The 16,683-nt window shown below is 62.1% G+C and carries 11 protein-coding genes and 3 pseudogenes; 3 read left to right on the top strand and 11 right to left on the bottom strand.

What is annotated here, in order from left to right; all coding sequences use genetic code 11:
* Positions 1-38: 38 nt before the first annotated feature.
* Positions 39-1,646 carry an AMP-binding protein gene (locus LDO29_RS20450; protein ID WP_224081580.1) on the bottom strand — a complete coding sequence of 536 codons (1,608 nt, stop codon included), beginning with the start codon at positions 1,644-1,646 and terminating at the stop codon, positions 39-41.
* Positions 1,647-2,036: 390 nt separating this feature from the next.
* Between LDO29_RS20450 and LDO29_RS20445 the strand changes: the two genes are divergently transcribed.
* On the top strand, positions 2,037-2,777 hold the full coding sequence (locus LDO29_RS20445; protein WP_020201291.1) for a TrmB family transcriptional regulator: 741 nt from the start codon (positions 2,037-2,039) through the stop codon (positions 2,775-2,777).
* 431 nt (positions 2,778-3,208) lie between these two features.
* Here the strand turns inward: LDO29_RS20445 and LDO29_RS20440 are convergent, their stop codons facing one another.
* Together LDO29_RS20440 and LDO29_RS20435 are read right to left on the bottom strand one after the other, a co-directional pair.
* On the bottom strand, positions 3,209-6,148 hold the full coding sequence (locus LDO29_RS20440) for a Tn3 family transposase (protein ID WP_224081579.1): 2,940 nt from the start codon (positions 6,146-6,148) through the stop codon (positions 3,209-3,211).
* Between the two features lie 228 nt (positions 6,149-6,376).
* Positions 6,377-6,587 (bottom strand): annotated as a pseudogene (locus LDO29_RS20435) (H-NS family nucleoid-associated regulatory protein).
* Positions 6,588-6,676: 89 nt separating this feature from the next.
* Between LDO29_RS20435 and LDO29_RS20430 the strand changes: the two are divergent.
* Positions 6,677-6,904, top strand: coding sequence for a hypothetical protein (locus LDO29_RS20430; RefSeq protein WP_224081578.1), 228 nt, complete (start codon positions 6,677-6,679; stop codon positions 6,902-6,904).
* A 182-nt stretch (positions 6,905-7,086) separates the two neighbouring features.
* Here the strand turns inward: LDO29_RS20430 and LDO29_RS20425 are convergent, their stop codons facing one another.
* On the bottom strand, positions 7,087-8,088 hold the full coding sequence (locus tag LDO29_RS20425; protein ID WP_224081577.1) for a tripartite tricarboxylate transporter substrate-binding protein: 1,002 nt from the start codon (positions 8,086-8,088) through the stop codon (positions 7,087-7,089).
* 262 nt (positions 8,089-8,350) lie between these two features.
* On the opposite strand from LDO29_RS20425, the gene LDO29_RS20420 reads away from it, so the two are divergent.
* Entirely contained in the window at positions 8,351-9,643 is a 1,293-nt protein-coding gene (locus tag LDO29_RS20420) for an NAD(P)/FAD-dependent oxidoreductase (protein ID WP_224081576.1), read from the top strand.
* Here LDO29_RS20420 and LDO29_RS20415 read toward each other — a convergent pair.
* From LDO29_RS20415 to LDO29_RS20385, 7 genes and pseudogenes are all read right to left on the bottom strand, one after another.
* Positions 9,640-10,551, bottom strand: coding sequence for a LysR substrate-binding domain-containing protein (locus tag LDO29_RS20415; protein ID WP_224081575.1), 912 nt, complete (start codon positions 10,549-10,551; stop codon positions 9,640-9,642). The two genes, LDO29_RS20420 and LDO29_RS20415, sit on opposite strands and share 4 nt — an antisense overlap.
* A gap of 307 nt (positions 10,552-10,858) precedes the next feature.
* Positions 10,859-11,617 (bottom strand): tol-pal system protein YbgF, encoded by a 759-nt coding sequence (gene ybgF, locus LDO29_RS20410; RefSeq protein WP_224081574.1) that lies wholly within the window; start codon positions 11,615-11,617, stop codon positions 10,859-10,861.
* Positions 11,618-11,694: 77 nt separating this feature from the next.
* Positions 11,695-11,955, bottom strand: coding sequence for an H-NS histone family protein (locus LDO29_RS20405; protein WP_224081573.1), 261 nt, complete (start codon positions 11,953-11,955; stop codon positions 11,695-11,697).
* Positions 11,956-12,130: 175 nt separating this feature from the next.
* Positions 12,131-13,396 (bottom strand): H-NS histone family protein, encoded by a 1,266-nt coding sequence (locus tag LDO29_RS20400; RefSeq protein ID WP_224081572.1) that lies wholly within the window; start codon positions 13,394-13,396, stop codon positions 12,131-12,133.
* Between the two features lie 162 nt (positions 13,397-13,558).
* Positions 13,559-13,942: pseudogene (locus tag LDO29_RS20395) on the bottom strand (DNA-binding protein); the annotation flags it as partial.
* A gap of 140 nt (positions 13,943-14,082) precedes the next feature.
* Positions 14,083-16,368, bottom strand: a pseudogene (locus LDO29_RS20390) (Tn3 family transposase); the annotation flags it as partial.
* Positions 16,301-16,654 carry a hypothetical protein gene (locus LDO29_RS20385; protein WP_224081571.1) on the bottom strand — a complete coding sequence of 118 codons (354 nt, stop codon included), beginning with the start codon at positions 16,652-16,654 and terminating at the stop codon, positions 16,301-16,303. The pseudogene LDO29_RS20390 and the gene LDO29_RS20385, both read right to left, overlap by 68 nt.
* Positions 16,655-16,683 lie beyond the last annotated feature (29 nt).

Raw genomic sequence — 16,683 nt, 5'->3', positions numbered from 1 at the left:
TTTCCTTGGAATCTGCGGTGCGTGTGCATGCGGCGCGTTCAGCCCCGCGCCAGGCGCTCGATGGCCATGTCGCGCAGCTTGTTGCGTTGCGTCTTGACGCCGTTTGAGCTCTGCGTAACCGGGTACTCGTCGACGAACCAAATGCGCGCCGGCACCTTGAAGGACGCCGTCTGCGCGCCCACCTGCGCGATGAGGTCGGCCCCCACCGGCATGCTCCCAGGACTCGGCACGACAAACGCCACCACGCGCGTGCGGCCTTCGATCTCTACCGCGACGACCTGCGCGTCGGCCACGCTGTCGAAGCGCTTGAGCACCGCCTCGATCTCGACCGGGTTGACCAGGAAACCGCCCAGACGTATCGCGTCTCCCATGCGAGTCTCGTAGACAAAGGTACCGTCTTCGCGCAGGTGGCCAAGGTCGCCCGTGCGGAAGAAGCCGTCCGGAAGCACTGCGGCCGCCGTGGCCTGTGGGTCATTGAAGTAACCCAGGAAATTGCTCGGGGCGCGGATCTCCAGCTCCCCCGAGAGCCCGGGCGGCAGCAGCTCGCCGCTCTCCGTGTCCCGCACGCGCACTTTCGCCAGCGCTGCGGCCACCGGCCGGCCGCCACCCTCAAGGCGTGCATCGAGCGGCAGTTCCAGCGGCTGTCCGGCGAACAAGGCCAGCACCTCGCTGCTGCCGTAGAGTCCAACCAGCGGAATGCCTCGCGACCACGCGTGGCGCGCGTACTCGCCAAAGCTCGAAGTAAAGGCGCCAAAGCCGAAGAACCGCGCCGCGGGAAAAGGCCGCTCGCCCTTAGCTGCCTCAGCCATGCGCTGGTACATTTCGTCGCTGCCGAACGTGTGGGTAGCGCGATGGCGCTGCGCCAGGGCCGCAGCGGCCTCGCCGTCGAAGGCGTCCATCAGCACGGCCGGCGCGCCGGCGGCGAACGCCGCCAGCACTCCATTCAAGCCGAATACGCCGCAGAACGGCAGCATCGCCAGCATGACCGCGCCTGGCTGGTCCAGCCCGTAGGCACAAGCGCAGCGGCGGGCGTGGTCGACCAGCGTGCGCTGCGGGTGCATAACCAGCTTGGGTCCTTTGGTTGTGCCCGACGTCGTGAACAAGATGACCGCCTCTCCGGAGTCGGAGCTGTCCGCTGCAAACGCGGTCTCCGCGGAGGCGGCGCCATCATGTCTCGGAAAGCGGGCAATGGGACGCCCGAGAAGCGTGTCGGAGGTGTCGTCGCCGGCATCGACGACTACGATGCCCTCTAGCGCCGGCAGTGCATCGGGAGCAATGCCGCGCAGGATCTCGGCGAAGTTGATCTTGCGGAAGCCCGGCTGGCAGACCAAGAGTCGGGCCCCGCTCTTGCCGAGAATGTGGCTGACCTCCTCGCTGCGATAGCGCGTGTTGACCGAAACGAGCACGGCGCCCAGGCGCGCCAGCGCGAACAGCAGCACTAGCCATTCAGTGCGGTTCACCAGCCAGACCGCGACCCGGTCGCCGCGGCGCACGCCCTGCGCCTGCAGCCATGCCAAGGCATGCCCGCACTGCGCGTGGAATTGCGAAACGGTGATGGCGCGCTCGCCCTCGATGACGGCGGTGGCGTCGGGCGAGGCCTCGAGTCGTTGCTCGATGAGGCTCCAGAGCTTGTCGTTCTGTTCCAAGGGGATATGCTCCTTCGATTCCATGGGGGGCGTGCCATTCCGGAGAATCCGTCGACTGCGTGCGCAGGGACGAGCATCTCCACGCCCTGCGCGAGGCGAAGGCGAAATGGCAACGATGTGGTGCGGGTGCGGCCCATCGATCCGGGCAAGGGGCGTGGGCGGATTGCTACCGGGCGAGGAAAGTCATCCCGGCCTTGGCGGCGAGAGGGTCATGGTCTTGTCTCCTATCGTGGCGCCCGCATCGCGGCGGACACCTGGCATGCCGCAAATTATGGCCAGCACCCGAGTCAGTGTCAACGACGTTGTCGAAAACACTGGACTACGTAATACATTGATTTATAATATTTTTTTGTTTGTTAATATAGAGTTTGTCAAAAACAAAGGACAATCATGGAGCTAGAACTCGCGATGCATCAGCTTGGAATCCGGGGCAAGCTGTACAACGCCTACATGGCATCGCTGGAGCTCGGCGAAGCCCCCGTCAACCAGGTTGCCACCCGGGCCGGCCTCGGCCGCACCACGGCGTACAGCGTGATCGAGCGGCTCCAGGAAGAAGGATTGGTGCGGCTGGTGGACCGGGAGGACAAGCGCTTCGTCGTGCCGGAGGATCCCAATGTACTGATGCGACGGCTGGAAGCGCGGCAGCGCACGCTGGCCGAATTGATGCCGCAACTGCGCTCGCTGTACAACAGTTCCCGCACCAAACCAGAGATCCGCTTCTACGAAGGACAGGATGCTGTGCGCACCGTACTGTGGGACACCCTGACGGCCCAGTCGAAGCATTTGCGCGGTGTGTTATCCGCTGCTCAGTTGCTGGAGTCAGTCGGCAGCGTGGTCATGGATGAATACATCGCCAAGCGCGTGCAGGCAGGCATCCGACTGCACGTGCTTCGCTCGTCGTCGCAAGACATCGATGCTCTGTGGCCGCACGCCGATCAGCAATTGCGCGAGCTGCGATACGCCCCCGAGCACATCACGCTTGCGATGACGACCTATGTCTACGACGACAAAGTTGTCATGCTGTCCTCCAAGCGAGAAGACTATGGCCTCATCATCCAGAGCCACGATTTCGCCACCCTATATGCGGCAATGTTCGATGGCCTGTGGGCGATTTCGCAGCCGATGCGCTGAACTGTAGCTAGCTTGGCTGGCTGCGTGGCATGAGCATTTGCAACCCGGCTAGATTGCGCTTGCAGCCCCGCTCCCACACTCAGTCCGGGAGCACCATTGGGCCGCTCCCGGCCAGTCTCAGCCATTGGCTATCTCGTCCGTGAACGTCCGCTGTGCTGTCATGGGGTAATCGTCCTTTTCGTGCAGATTGATACGGTCAGGGTTGAAAAAACATTATGAAACAATGACTTAGCGATCCTCTGTTTCGCGCTGCACCGACCTTTCTTTGCGGATTGACACGCGGTTGGCAGGCACTGTCTCGCCAAAGTATGCCTGGCCAGCCTGCGAAACTGCTGTCGTAGCTGCCGCTGCGAAGGTACTGCCGTATTTCGGTCTCGAGCCACCGCGGTGCCAATCTGTGGCAGATTTTGCTCTGCGGCGTTCGATGGCAGTTATGCCATAGCCTGTCGGGTTGTTGCGCCACTGCCTTGGATCAGCGAGTCAATGTAGCGCTCGACACCGAAGCTGAGGATCCCCCGGAAGTTGATGTGCCCGGAATGCCCCGGCCCCATGCGGCGCAGCCAAGCGTCCTCGATGTTCGTGCCCCCCTTGCGAAGTCGCTCGACGACATCGTTCATGCGGTTGGTATTCCACGCCAGAACGACGTTGGTCAGAAGCGCGTGCGCCCCCGAGATCGCCGTCATCTCATCGCCTCGCCGGCCGCGTTCGTGTGGTACCCGGCCAGCATGGATCGCGCGCTGCAACTGGTGCACCGATTCCCCTCGGCTGAGCAACGTATGGATTTCACGGCGGAAGTCTTCAATGGTCACGTAATCGCAGAGGAAGATGCTACGCAACAGCCGGCCGAGATGCTCGGCAGCTTTGTGCGCCTTGTTGGTCCGGGCGGCGCTGCCCAAACGTTGCATGGCGAGCTCTGCGCTAATGCGGCCGATGCGGATCGATGCCAGCACCCGTAGAAAATCATCCCAACCCAGGCGTATGGCTCTCAAGGACAAGCGCTTCGTGGTGATACGCTCGATGCATTCCGGCACTTTGAACTCTGCTGGCAAGTACAGCTTGCGCTCTGCCAGATCGCGCAGCCGCGGGCATAGATCGAAACTCAGGCCCTTGGCCAGGGCCATCGCGCTGTTCGTGTAGCCGTGGGTATCCACTGCCAGTAACGACAGGCGGATACGGTCCTCGCTGCGATTGTGTTGCTCTACGCCTTCGATGGCAACCCCTGCCTGACGCTCGTTCAAGACGATCGGTTGGTCATAGACGATGCCCCACTTGTCGAGCACGTGGGTGTAGATGCCGGTCGCGTAGGTGCGTCGACGCGGATCAACACGAGCGATCCACAGATGTCGTGAAACGTCCAGTGACATCATGTCGGCCGATGCCTTCTTTCCGGTGCCCCAGTGCGTGGCTAATGGGATCTTTCCTTGAAATTCAGCCACCACCTCGTTGGCCCGGCGCAAACGGCCATGGGTCTCCAATCCTCGCATGGCAAGTGACACCTGGGCGGTGTCGATGCCGGGAATCATCGCAGCAATGCCCTTGGCATCGATCTCGGTGCCATGGGCGAGCAAGGCCGCGTAGGTCGACAGCAGTTCGGCCACGGACTTCGCCCGGTGCCCGAGCAGCACCTCGCTAAAATTGGTCGCGGCGTCGACCTCCAACAATAGGTCTGGGAACTGCACTTCGCCGATTGTCTTGTAGATCAAGTCGCGCGTGCGGCGCGGCTCATCGTCCTGCTCCAGCGCCACAATCGCCGGCAGGTGAAGCATGCGGTCGTCTCCAATTTCGATCTTGCCTTTAGCGGAGGCCTCGGCCACCGCAGCCACACCAGCACGAAGCGTATCCAGTAGCTGTTCGATGAAGGTATCAGCCGCCGCTGGCAGGCCCAATAACCCGAGATACTTGACACGGTCGCGCTCCCACTCCTTGGCAGGGATGAGCATTTGGTCGGCATCACGAAAGCGCATCGAGTGGTCAATCCATACGCTGCCCCGACGCAGGCTATTTCGTAGCGACATCATCGTGCAGGCAGAGAAGGCCTGATAGCCGCGCTTTGGGTCAGGATCATGGACGAGGTCATGCCACGCCGTGCCAACGCCGGTCTCCGAAAAGTCTTCTGGCAGAGCGTTGATCTTCCGTGTCTGCAGGTCGCGCCACGTCTTGAGGTTCGCAAAGCCGGGATCGTCTTCCCTGCCGCCGAATTCCAGGCCTTCCAGGCCCGACAGCAGAGCGTGAATCCGCTGATGGTCACCGGTCAGCGCCGCGCGCACGTGTGACGCAAAGCTCGAATGCGCCGCGTCGGTGACGACGGCCAGGTGCTCCAGGGCTTCATCCACTCGCTGCTCGGTCGGCTTGCTCTTGTCTTGCAGGACGGCCTTGGCCTTGAGCGCCTGCTGCCTGTCTTCCACGGCGGAGCGGGTGTGCGTCGACTGCGCCGTGCTGGCCGCGCGTCGGAACAGATCCTGGCTGCGTCGGCTGGCCTGGTGCATCGCGATATCGGTGAGTTCCAGCAAACTCATCCGTAGAAAGCACACCAGTTCAAGCGCCTGGGTGCTCTCCTTCAGTGTTTTGGTCTTGGCCGGACGCCTTGCTTGCACCTTCTGCGCATAGGCACGCAGTTTGGGCAAAGCGATGTCATCCAGATTCCACTCGTGCACAGCGAGGGACTTCAGGTAGCGGATCTTGTCCAGCGTTTCAGCGAGGTTCTTCGGGCCGTTGCGTCTGGAAGGCGCCTTGATCCACTCGAGGTGCGTTGCAGAGCCGTCAGCCCGTGGACTGCGGACGGATTCCATGCATTGCTGCAGCGTGGCCACCGACACTGCGCGGTTGACCACTGCGAGCATTTGCGCCTCGTAGCTGGAAAATGCATGCCGTGCCAAGTTGGTGATCTGGCGCTGGCCGGGAATGAGGCGGCAGCGATCGTATAGCCATCGCTGAGCAGTGGTGACAAGCTCATCCACGTCTGCCGCAGCGGCAGCTTGTACGCGGAGCATCTCTTGCAAAGCGGTCTGGCTGGTGACATCAAACGGCTTGATGCCAAGGTGCTCCTTGACCCATTGCTGATGCTCGTACAACGTCGGACGTCGTTGGTACAGTGACTTCAGGCTGGCAATCGACAGCAACGGCGCGGAGAAAGCTTCGCACACGTACTGAAGGAGATTGCGCGGAACGACAGCAAACCGGTCCAACGGCCGACCGAAGGCCCGGAGGCAAACGAGCTGCAGGCCGACCGCGGCGAATCTGTCGGCCCGAAACCGCTCCCGTATTGCCGCGATGTCAGCACTGGTGAGCTGAAAAAACTGCTGCAGGTCAAATTCTGTCAAGCGGGCAGGCAACTCTTCCCTGCCAACGTAGCGATACGCAAATGCCGACATCTGCACTTTTTTGGGTGTCGTTCGGGTCAAAACTGTACGACAAGTGCTCGGATGGCCGCAATAACGTCAACGAATGGGCTGCAACGCCACGCCAACAGGGGACTCGGGGCTGGTTGTGATAACCGTATCAATCGGCAAGAAAAGGACGATTACCCCAGATGGGCCGGATGATAGCGCAAGGGAGGTGCTCCGGAATGCGCGGGCAGCGGCAAGCGGCGAACCCGGCGACTATCCGACCCCAAACTCCACCGACTGCCCCCGCATTGATTGCCCGCCGCAGCCAGTCCGGCATCTCGCCCTGCCCGTCCCAACTCTGCCCCGCAGCGTTGCGGTAGCAAACCACTAGCGCTGGTGCGGGTAGCGGCGGTGGCGGAGGGGACGGCGGATCGAAGCACCCTGCCGCTTCCAGGTCCTCCATGGTCAGCCCGTAGTCGGCCATTTGGGCCTGGACTCAGCAGATCTGATCCGCACGCTCACGGACGACCGCGTCGTCGGCTAGACTGGCGCAAGAAGCAACATGGAGCCACGATGGACCCAGATGACGTGATACGAGACTTCGAGCGCCTTGCGCTGGATGACGCGACGGAATTGGAGATCGACGACGCGATTGCCGGCTTGGCGGTGCTGTTGGCCGATCCAGCGATCGCGGGGAAAGAACGGGCCTTGTTGATCCAAGTGGGCGCGACACTCTACCGGTTGGGCCTGAACGAAAGAGTGGTGGCGGCGTTCAAGAAGCGAGGCGACACAGCTCAGTGACCGTGCCCCCCGCCCCGCCGCCGCCGTGATGTCCCCGGAGTTGAAGGACAGAGGTGGAATGCGGGAGCACCGGAACCAGCATTTCAGGCAATTCGGCCGCTGCGGGACCCGGTCATTGGCCAGCTTTGATGCATTGTCCACGGCGCGACATGGCGCATCACCTGCCACGTTTCCTCGCAGTCTCAGTCGCCTTTGAAGCCCACGGATTGGACGATGGGAGCCCAGTATTCCACCAACCGCCTCTGTTGCTGGGTGACCTCCGCCGGTGTCGAACCGGGCAGGGGCTCGTATCCAATGTTCTGAATTCGACTTTTAACATCCGGCATGGCTAGGACCTTGCGCATTGCTGCGTTCCAGCGTGATACCTTTGCTGGTGGCGTTCCGGCTGGCGCATAGAGCGAATAACCCGAACCCACAACCAGCGAGGAGTATCCCTGTTCACTGAAGGTTGGAACATCGGGAAGCTGGCTGCTTCGCTGTTTGCCCGACACAGCCAACACACGGACCTTGTTCGCTCGATGCTGCTCTACAAACACGCCGAGCCCATCGACCGCCGAACCGATCTGATTGCCGACCAAGTTGGTCACCATCGCCGGGCCACCCTGGAACGGCACGATGGAGATATCGGCCCCCGAACGCCTCGTGAACTCGAATGCAACAAAGTGCAGAGCGGAGCCAAGCCCGGACACGCCGACTGTCGCCACGTTCCGGTCGGTTTTTGCCGCCTTGACGTATTCAGCCAAGTTCCGATATGGCGAGCTTGCGCTAACCGCCAGCCCATAGTTGAGGGCAGCCACTTCGGTGATGGGTGCGAAGTCCTTGTCGGGGTCATAGCGAAGATTGTTGTAGACAAGGGGCGCAATCACCATCGTGTCGTGTAAGGTCATCAGCACCGTATTCCCGTCTGGTACCGCCTGCTTCAACACTTCCGCCGCCACGCGCGTGCTGGCACCAGGGCGGTTCTCCACGATCACAGTCTGATTTAGCTCGACCCTGAGCTTTTCCACTAGCACGCGTGCCATGGCGTCAGCGGCCCCACCGGCCGGGAAGGGCACGATAAAGCGAGCCGGCGCCTCGGCGTGGGCAGACTGTGTTGCGCAAAGGCCCACTGCCAGCCAAGCGCCTATCCCTGCCAGGCCGCGAATGACGCACCGCCGTCCAATTCGATTTGCTTCGCTCAACATGTTTGCTCCCCCTATCGGTTGTCTGGATGCTGATTTGCGGCCGCGTGCTGAACTGAGGGGCATCTGCCCGCCGCTCGGCGATCCGGGCCGCGTTAGCGAATCTTCGGAGGCAAATGAGGACCTTGTCGAATCACGATTGCAAATACGCTATCACGAATGCGAAATCGCCAGATCTCGCATGCGCGCGCAATATGGAAGTAAGAGCCGGCGCAGTGTCGACCCTGTCCGGAGCCCTGCCGCCCAATCCTATTGGCATTCACATATGCACGCCTATCCGTATCTTCCGACACCCTCAGCGCCCACCAATGCGAGTCGCCTTGGCAAGATCGCCATCGTCGGTGCAGGCATCATCGGTCTCTGTACCGGACTGTGGCTACGGCGCGCAGGCTGCGAGGTAACTATCTACGATACGCTCGCCCCCGGGGGCGGTGCATCATACGGCAATGCTGGGCTAATCAGCGTCGACAGCTGCATCCCGATCGCCCTACCAGGCATGGTATGGCAACTGCCGCGCTGGCTACTCGATCCCAGCGGTCCGCTTGCAATCTATCCACCGCACCTAGTTCGAGCTGCGCCATGGCTGTTTGCATGGCTGCGCGCCAGCAAACGCAAACGCGTGATTCATGCGTCACACGCGCTACGTGCCCTGCACGCGCCGGCCTTGGAGGCCTATCGCGAGTTACTAGGTAAGGACGGCTGTGACGAACTGATCAGGACCGGCGGGCAACTACATCTGTGGTCTGCCAGCAAGGGCCGATCTCGGGCCGACCGGCTTGTGGATGAATTGCGCCGGCAGCAGGACGTTAAGTACGAAAGCCTGAGCGAGGCACGGCTCCGAGAGATGATGCCGAGCCTGGCTGGCCACGTGCGCGGCGGCATATGCTTCCCCAAGCACGCGCACACACTAGATCCGCAGCGCCTGACTGGAGCGCTGGCCGCCCGGTTCGAGCGCGAGGGGGGGCGCATCCTGCAACGGCGTATTGTGAAGCTGCAAGCGGATGGTACCGGATTCCGGCTGTGGAGTAATCTTGGTGACGACCGCGCGGAGCGCGTGGTCGTTGCCGCCGGCGCCTTCTCCGGAGAGCTGTTGCGACCGCTCGGTATCCGCCTGCCTCTCGAAGCGGAGCGCGGCTACCATGTGCAACTCCCCGATCCCGGCGTCACCGTTCCCTGTCCTTTTATCTACAAGGACAAGGCAGTTGCTGTGACCCCGATGGACGGCGGGCTGCGTTTTGCAGGCACCGTCGAAATCGCAGGCCTGAGGCATCCGCCCGACGAAAGGCGGGCGGATGCGATCCTCGCTACTGCTCAGAGCCTATTCCCAGGCATTGCTACCAGGGGCGCCAGCACATGGTTTGGGCTTCGTCCCTCTACGCCAGACAGCGTGCCAATCATCGACGAAGCACCGACTCACCCGGGACTTTACATTGCGAGCGGTCACGGCCATACCGGATTGACCGGAGCGCCAATGACCGGCCGGCTAATCACCCACCTCATAACCGGCGGCCCCGCCCCATTAGACCCTGCCCCCTATGGACTGGCGCGCTTCCGCTAGAAGTCCTTGGCCGCCATCTCTGCCATGATGTCGCGCGCCAGCGTGACCAGCGGCTGGGGATCGAAATCCGCTGTTTTGGATTTTGGCCAATATGCCCGGTACGTCAACCGGCGCGACGCCGCGAACCGCCTCACGCTCAGGCGAGCGGGATCATAGATTTGTGCCGGCAGACAATCAAACAGAGTAAATCCAATCCCTCCCGCCACCATGCCGCAGGCCGCGATGGCGGCCGGGCATTCCGCCACCGGAACCGGAGTAGCCCCGCAGTCTCCAAATGCGGCCCCCACCAGCTCTTCGATACCCTCGATACTCGATAGGGAAATCATCGGCTCGCCGAGCAATTGCTCCGGGGTAACCTCATCCCGTCGTGCGAGCGGGTGGCCGGGCGGCAGGTAGCACAGTATCGGGAGTTCGGCGATCACCGCGCTCTCCACGCCAGGCACCGGCGGCACCTCAAGTGCGAAGCCAATGTCGGCCTTTCGGGAACTGACTAAGGCGGCGACGTGATGCGCGTCCCGAGAATGGACTGACAGAAATACATCCGCGCAGCGCTGCATATAGGCGGCTGCCAGCCTCGGGAATACGGCGGCAGCAAAGGCAGGGGTGCACGCAACCGACAGATGCCTTAGCTGGTTGCGTTGAATGCGTTCACAGCAGGCATTAATAGAGTCCAATCCGATAAAGGAACGCTCGATTTCCTCAAACAACTGATCTGCGCTGGGTGTCGGTAACAAGCGTCCACCACGCCTCTCAAATAGCGCAAAGCCAAGGCGCTCTTCGGCGTCCCGCAAGATGTTGCTGATCGCGGGCTGTGTGAGATGCAGGCGCGCTGCTGCCCCTGTCACCGACCCCGTCAGCACGATCGCGTGGACCGTCTCGATATGGCGAAATCCTAGTTTCCGTTTCATGGAGCCGCAGGCCATCAAAGAGTGAGGGAATTCTGCCCTCTTATATTCGTTAGAACCCTAAGGAAGCCCAAGCATTGGTAGTTGGGTTGATCGTCCTTTTGCTGCAGATTGATACGGTGACCGTCCGGAAAAGCCGCTCCGCAGCAAGGCTTTCCGACTTCCCTTTTATCGAGAATTTCGACTCTGTCGCAAGTCGTTGATTCACAAGAGATCTGGGAGCACGATCGTATCAATTTACAGCAAAAGGACGATCACCGCCTAAAGCAGGCCTTCGGCGCGTGGTGCGGTCGGCTGGAAGCCGCCCCACTCACTTCAGCGTCTTCAACCGGTTGTTCGCCGCACGCGCGCCTTCGGTACCGGGATACTTGGCCACCACCTGTTCCAGCGTTTTGCGCGCGGCAGCCTTCTGGCCGGACTCGAGCTGATTATTGGCAACTGCGATCATGGCGTCCGGCACCTTGGGATGCGTCGGGTTGGCATGGATCATTTTCTGCAGCATCCAGGTGGATCCTTTATAGTCGCGCTGCGCGTAGAGCGAGTTGCCGAGCCAGTACTGCGCCAGCGGCAGGTACGGGCTCTGCGGATACTTCTTGATAAACGACGAGAACGAATTCCCGGCGCTCTTGAAGTCGCCCGCCTGGAAATGCTTGAGCGCGGCGTCGTATTCGGGCTTCTCGCCCGGCTGCGACGTGCCTTGGCGGTCTTCGACCGAAGCGTGCTGCGGCTCGAACTTCTTCAGGCGCGCATCCAGGTCGGCGTAGTAGTCCTTCTGCTGCTTCTGCAGCGTCGCCACCGTGTTCTGCAGCACTTCGTTCTGGCCGCGTAGTCGCGCGACTTCCTGGCGTAGGCCTTCGAGCTGGTTCTGCAGGTCGAGTGTGGTGCGGCTGTTCTGCTCAATGCGCTGGGTAACCGTCGCCTGGAAGCTGTTGAACTGGTCGCGCAGGTTGATGACCGTTTTGCGCGCCTGCTCATCGTCGAACACGCCGGCGTGTGCCGGCGTGGGTGGCAGCATGCCGCCGCTCGCCGTGGCGGCGACCCACAACAGGGTAAAAACGCGTACTTTCATAAATGGGTCGTCGTTGGTTGTGTCGGTGAGCCCTCGTCAGATCGCCGTTGGTCTGAGGGCCAAATGCATCGGCGGGCCTATCCCACGCGGAAAAACTCCACGCTCTGCCCCGCATTGACGGCCCGCTTGAGCCACGACGGCATCTCGCCCTGCCCGTCCCAGGTGAGCCCTTCCGCGTTGCGGTAGCAAACCACCGGCGCCGGTGGTGCGGGCGGTGGAGGCGGCGGTGGCGGCGCGAAGCACCCCGCCGCGTCGAGCTCTTCGAGGGTGAGCCCGTAGTCGTCCATCTGCGCCTGGATCCAGCGGATCGCGTCCGCCCGCTCAGTTTTTGCTGTCATCGCTGCCGTCACTGCTGTCGTTGCCTTCGTCCTGGTTGCCAGGCATCGCCGCCGCCCCCGGCTCGTTGCCCGGCTCTTCCCCTTGGGCTTCCTGCGCAGTGGCCGCCGAACTTCCGGCCTGCCGAGTGTGCTAGTCAGAAGGGGGGCGAACCGGCCGTGCCCGCCAACCTGTCGTTCAGTACAAGAGATCGATGAGGAAACGCTCGGGCTTCTTGCCAATCCACGCGGGTGCCCGACCGCGCCCCGACCAGGTCTGGCCCGTCTTGGGGTTGCGGTACCTCGGAGGCGGCGCGGCCTTCGTCTTGGTCGGAACAGCGCGGGCAGCGGGCTCAACACTGGGCTTGCCCGCAATGTCCTCAATGCTGAGGTCGTACTCCTGCATCAACTGCCGAATCTCCTCCACGACCTTTGGCACTTCCGTGGCTCGCAACTGCTCAAGTTGCGCATTGACAGATGCCAGTTGAGCGAGCAGTGAGGATTGGGACGGGCTTTGAGTTGCGGTAGGCGCTTTTTGCTCCTGTCGCGGCTTCCGGGTTCGCGTCTTCTGAGTCGGCGCTTCCGGGGCAGCCTCCACTCCAGGCAGTGTTATCTGCTTCGGCCCGCGCTTCCGGGTTGGGTTCTCTTGAGTCGTGACTTCCGGAGCGGCAACTTCAGCTAGGATTTTCGGCTTCCGACCGCGCTTTGGGGCCCGCGTCTCCTCCGGCGCAGCTTCCGAGGCGGCAGTTTCGGTGAGCGCTTTCGGCTTCCGACCGCGCTGCGGAGCCCGCGTCTCTTCCGGCGCAGCTTCCGCAGCAGCAGTTTCGGTGAGCGCTTTCGGCTTCCCACCGCGCTTCGGGGCCCGCATCGCTTCCGGCGCAGCTTCCGCAGCGGCAGTTTCGGTGAGCGCTTTCGGCTTCCGACCGCGCTTCGGGGCCTGCACCTCTTCCGGCACAGCTTCCGGAGCTGGGGCGTAACGCGGTGCTACCGGGGCGGCCGTTTCGGTCAGTTCGTCCTGGGCGGCAGCTTCCGTCGGTTCGTCCGTGGCCAGGACTTCAACCGGAGCTTCGGCCACGGCTTCAGTGGTCGCTTCCGAGGGCATGGCTTCAATGGGCGCTTCCGGCGCGTCAGATTCAGTCAACGCTTCCGCGGCGGTGGCTTCCATCGATGCTTCCGGTGCCACGTCTTCCGTTGAAGCGTCCGGGGCTGTGTAAGGCCGCCGGCGCCGATATGACACGGTCGCCGTCGGGCCGCTATCCCGGCTTGTCGACCAGAAGTCCATGCGTCGGGCCTGAGTGTCATCGCTGCCACTACCGACGCCTGCACCACTGGCTTCACCAATGACGAGATCCGCGTCGCGCATCGCCTCAACGATGGGAAGCTCCATCTGACCAAGTCCGTCCGTCGCATTGCTCGCGACAACGGGTTCAACCACTTGCTTCGGGGCCAATTCGTTCTCCTTCATTGAAGTCACTGCACGTGCAGACGCTTCCTATCCCATGGACGGTGAGACCTTGTCTCTTGCGTGTCGTTCGAACTTACCCATCGGCGTTTATGTGATGCAAGCTTGGGGGATTGCCCGTCGTCGTCCATCTGCGCCTGGATCCAGCGGATCGCGTCCGCCCGCTCAGTCTTTGCTGTCATCGCTGCCGTCACTACTGTCGTTGCCTTCGTCCTGATCGTTGGGTAGCGCCGCCCCCGGCTCGTCGCCCTGTTCTTCGCCCAGCTCATCCTGTTGAGCTTCCCCCTGACCGTCGCCCTGCTCTTCCGGCGCGGTCGCCGCCGAACTGCCTCCCTTGCGCCGCCTTCCACCACCGCCACCGCCGTCGCGTTCGCGCGGCGCGACGCGCAAGGTGGCCAGCAGTTGGCGCGCGAGCGCCGCTTCCGCTTCGCCGCGCTCGGCCCGGCGCAGTGCCGCGGCGAGTTCCGCCTGCACGGCCTCCAGGTCGCCCGCCGCCTTGCGTTGCGCCTGCTCGGCTACCGCGAGCCGATCGGCCAGCGCCGCGGCCTGGGGTGGCTTTGATTTTGGTGCAATTTACGACGGTTGCGAGCCTAGGTTTGGCGCGGGCTTGTTGATGTAAGTCATTGATTATAAATGCATTTACGCCGACCACTGGATCTTGCAAAGTTGGGGGCAAAGCCAGTCTCATTTCAGCTTGCAGCCCTTGTTTTGGGTGCTGTCTGGGACGGCAGCAGCTGTCCGGTGTAATGCTCAATCGGGAAGCGATAGACGCCTCGCAAGTTGATGCCCTCCAACCTCGTTGGCGCGATGCGTCCGAACAACTCGGCTGGCATGGGCTGCCGCCGGCTTATCTCCTGATCGAGCATCGACTGCATCTGGGCGGTATTCCACGCCATCAGAATATTTGCCAACAGGCTCAACGCGTCGGCAACGGCTTGCACCTCGTCCGTGCGTTTGGCTTGGGCCGCCGAGATCCGACCTGTATATATTGCACGTTTCAGTGAGTTGACCGCCTCGCCGCGATTGAGCACTCGCAACAACTCTCGCCGAAAGCAGGCATTGACGAAGTAGTCGGCTAGAAAGGCGGTACGCAGCAGCTTACCCAACTGCACGCCGGCTTCGTAGAGCGGGTCACCACGGGCGGCCGAGCCAAATCGGCCCAGCACTGCCACTGCACTGGCGTGTCCCGACATCACCGAGGCCGCCAGATGTACCAAGGAGTCCCAATGTGCCTCGATGGCTGCAGTATCCACGTTGGCAACGCAAACGGTTGCGATCTCTTCCGGGATAGCGGTTCCGCGGGGTACAAATAGCCGACGCTGCTTGAGTTCGCGCAACCGCGGGCAGAGGTCGAATCCCAGAAGCCTGGCCAAGGCCATGGCAAAGTCCGTATAGCCGTGGGTGTCGACTGCCAATTGCGTGGTCTCGATTCGCTCCTGCCGAATAACGCCTTCGATTGCCGCGCCGGCCTGCCTTTCGTTGAGCACAATCGGCTGGGCGTGGAAGATCCCCCACCGATCTCGAACGTGAGTATAGATGCCGACCGAGGCGGTTTGGCGCCGTGGGTCTTGCCGAGCCTGCCAGACACGCTGACTCGTCTCCAAGCTCATCATGTCCGAGGAGGCGAGGTCCGACCGGCCCCAGCTTGCCGCGATCGGATGGCGGTGCATGTACTCCAGAACTGCTTTACAAGCCTGGGCCAGTCGCCGCTCATCGCCCGCCCAGCGCATGGCTTGGCGAATGCTTGTGGCCGACAATTGGGGAATCATCCTGGCACACTCGGCCGCCGTCAGACTCGTGCCATGCGCCAGGATGCCGGCGTAGACCGTTAGCAGCTCCTGCTCAGACCGGGGTTCGCGGCCGAGCATGTGCCAGCTGAAGCGCGCCTGGGCGTCCACTGCCAGGATGACCTCAGGTAGCTGGACATCGCCGATGTGGCGGTCAAGGCGGGCCTGCAGTCTTGAGACCTCAGGATCCTCTTCCTGTGCCGCTAGTGGTGCCAGGTGCAGCTCGTCATCCACGCGTAGCGTACCAGCGCGCGTCGCTGCCGCCACTGCGGCAATGCCTGTGCGCACGCGCTCAAGTAACGGCCTGAGGAAGTCGTCAGCTTGGGCTGGCAGCGACAGCCGCGAATGGTGTCGCCGAGCTTCAGCCTGCCAACGCTCGGCTGGCAGAAATAAGCGCTCGCGACCTCTGAAGCTCAATGAATGCTCGATCCAAATCGAGCCGTTGCGAACGGCCCGACGCAAGGCAAACAGGGTGGCGACTTCAAATGCTCGGAAGGCGCGCTCGCGATCCGAACCGCTGATGGCCTCGACCCAGGCTTGTCCTAGGCGAGGAGCGGTCACATCATTGGGTAATCGTCGATCGCCCCTCGCATACAGGTCGCGCAGCTTGCCCAAAGCGTCGATTGCGGGGTGTTCTCCGATGGCTTGCCAGGGAAGCTTCGCGACCGCCACTAGTAACGCGCGCACGGGCCTAATGGCGTCGATTAGCCGCTGCCTGATTGCAGATGCCCGGCTTGGTACGCGCTGAGCTCTCTTGCCGGCTACCAGGTTAGCCAGATGCGAGCGCAGCTCCGTATCTGAAATACTCGCATCGCTATTCAAGCTGGTTAGCTCATCGAGCAGTTGCCTGTATTGTGCGGCCCAGTCGACGGGAGCCGTTACACCGTCGGCACTCTGCCGCCATAGATCTGCCACCCGGCGCTGAAACATGAGGATCAATTGATCAGTGGCAATGAGCAGGCAATATCGTAGGAACGAGCCCACCTCGAGGGTGCGTGCCGGCTCCTTGATTCGTGCGCTGAACGATGGCGAGCGAGCCGCCAAGCGATGCGCAAAGCGCCGCACCAGAACATCGTTGAGGCCGATGGGATGGCGGTCAACGCCAATTTCGACTAGCCATTCAATACGTTCGAGCACTTGCGCGAACTGTCGTGTCGAGTGCTTCGCTGGGGCAGCCCAGAGCCAGTTCTAGAACCTTAAGGGCAAACACGATATGCCGTCGCCACCCTTGGCGTGAGTTCAGGCATTCACCATCACGCATCTGATACGCGGTGCAAAACTGTGTCACCAGGTCCTGCGAGTACTCATCTCCCAGGCTCCTCTCGTGGCAAAACGCGATGAGATGTCGCCAGACTGCGCGATAGCGCCCCAGCGATCGTCTGCTGTAGTGAAGCCTCTCCAGTTCGCCCACGGCACCGGCAACGAACTGCTGCAACGGCAGGTGGCTTGAAACTTGATGGGTCGACTGCTCCATGATCGAGCTCCTCACAAAAGGCGAAACCA

Source organism: Cupriavidus laharis (assembly GCF_914271435.1).
GTDB classification, from domain to species: Bacteria; Pseudomonadota; Gammaproteobacteria; order Burkholderiales; family Burkholderiaceae; genus Cupriavidus; species Cupriavidus laharis.
This window is presented reverse-complemented; position numbering and strand designations above follow the sequence as displayed.

Excerpts from the sequence above, each read along its gene's own strand:
- LDO29_RS20440 (WP_224081579.1), bottom strand. The coding sequence starts at position 6,148 with ATGTCGGCATTTGCGTATCGCTACGTTGGCAGGGAAGAGTTGCCTGCC.
- LDO29_RS20425 (WP_224081577.1), bottom strand. The coding sequence starts at position 8,088 with ATGTTGAGCGAAGCAAATCGAATTGGACGGCGGTGCGTCATTCGCGGC.
- LDO29_RS20385 (WP_224081571.1), bottom strand. The coding sequence starts at position 16,654 with ATGGAGCAGTCGACCCATCAAGTTTCAAGCCACCTGCCGTTGCAGCAG.
- LDO29_RS20400 (WP_224081572.1), bottom strand. The coding sequence starts at position 13,396 with ATGAAGGAGAACGAATTGGCCCCGAAGCAAGTGGTTGAACCCGTTGTC.
- LDO29_RS20445 (WP_020201291.1), top strand. The coding sequence starts at position 2,037 with ATGGAGCTAGAACTCGCGATGCATCAGCTTGGAATCCGGGGCAAGCTG.
- ybgF (WP_224081574.1), bottom strand. The coding sequence starts at position 11,617 with ATGAAAGTACGCGTTTTTACCCTGTTGTGGGTCGCCGCCACGGCGAGC.
- LDO29_RS20405 (WP_224081573.1), bottom strand. The coding sequence starts at position 11,955 with ATGACAGCAAAAACTGAGCGGGCGGACGCGATCCGCTGGATCCAGGCG.
- LDO29_RS20430 (WP_224081578.1), top strand. The coding sequence starts at position 6,677 with ATGGACCCAGATGACGTGATACGAGACTTCGAGCGCCTTGCGCTGGAT.
- LDO29_RS20420 (WP_224081576.1), top strand. The coding sequence starts at position 8,351 with ATGCACGCCTATCCGTATCTTCCGACACCCTCAGCGCCCACCAATGCG.
- LDO29_RS20415 (WP_224081575.1), bottom strand. The coding sequence starts at position 10,551 with ATGAAACGGAAACTAGGATTTCGCCATATCGAGACGGTCCACGCGATC.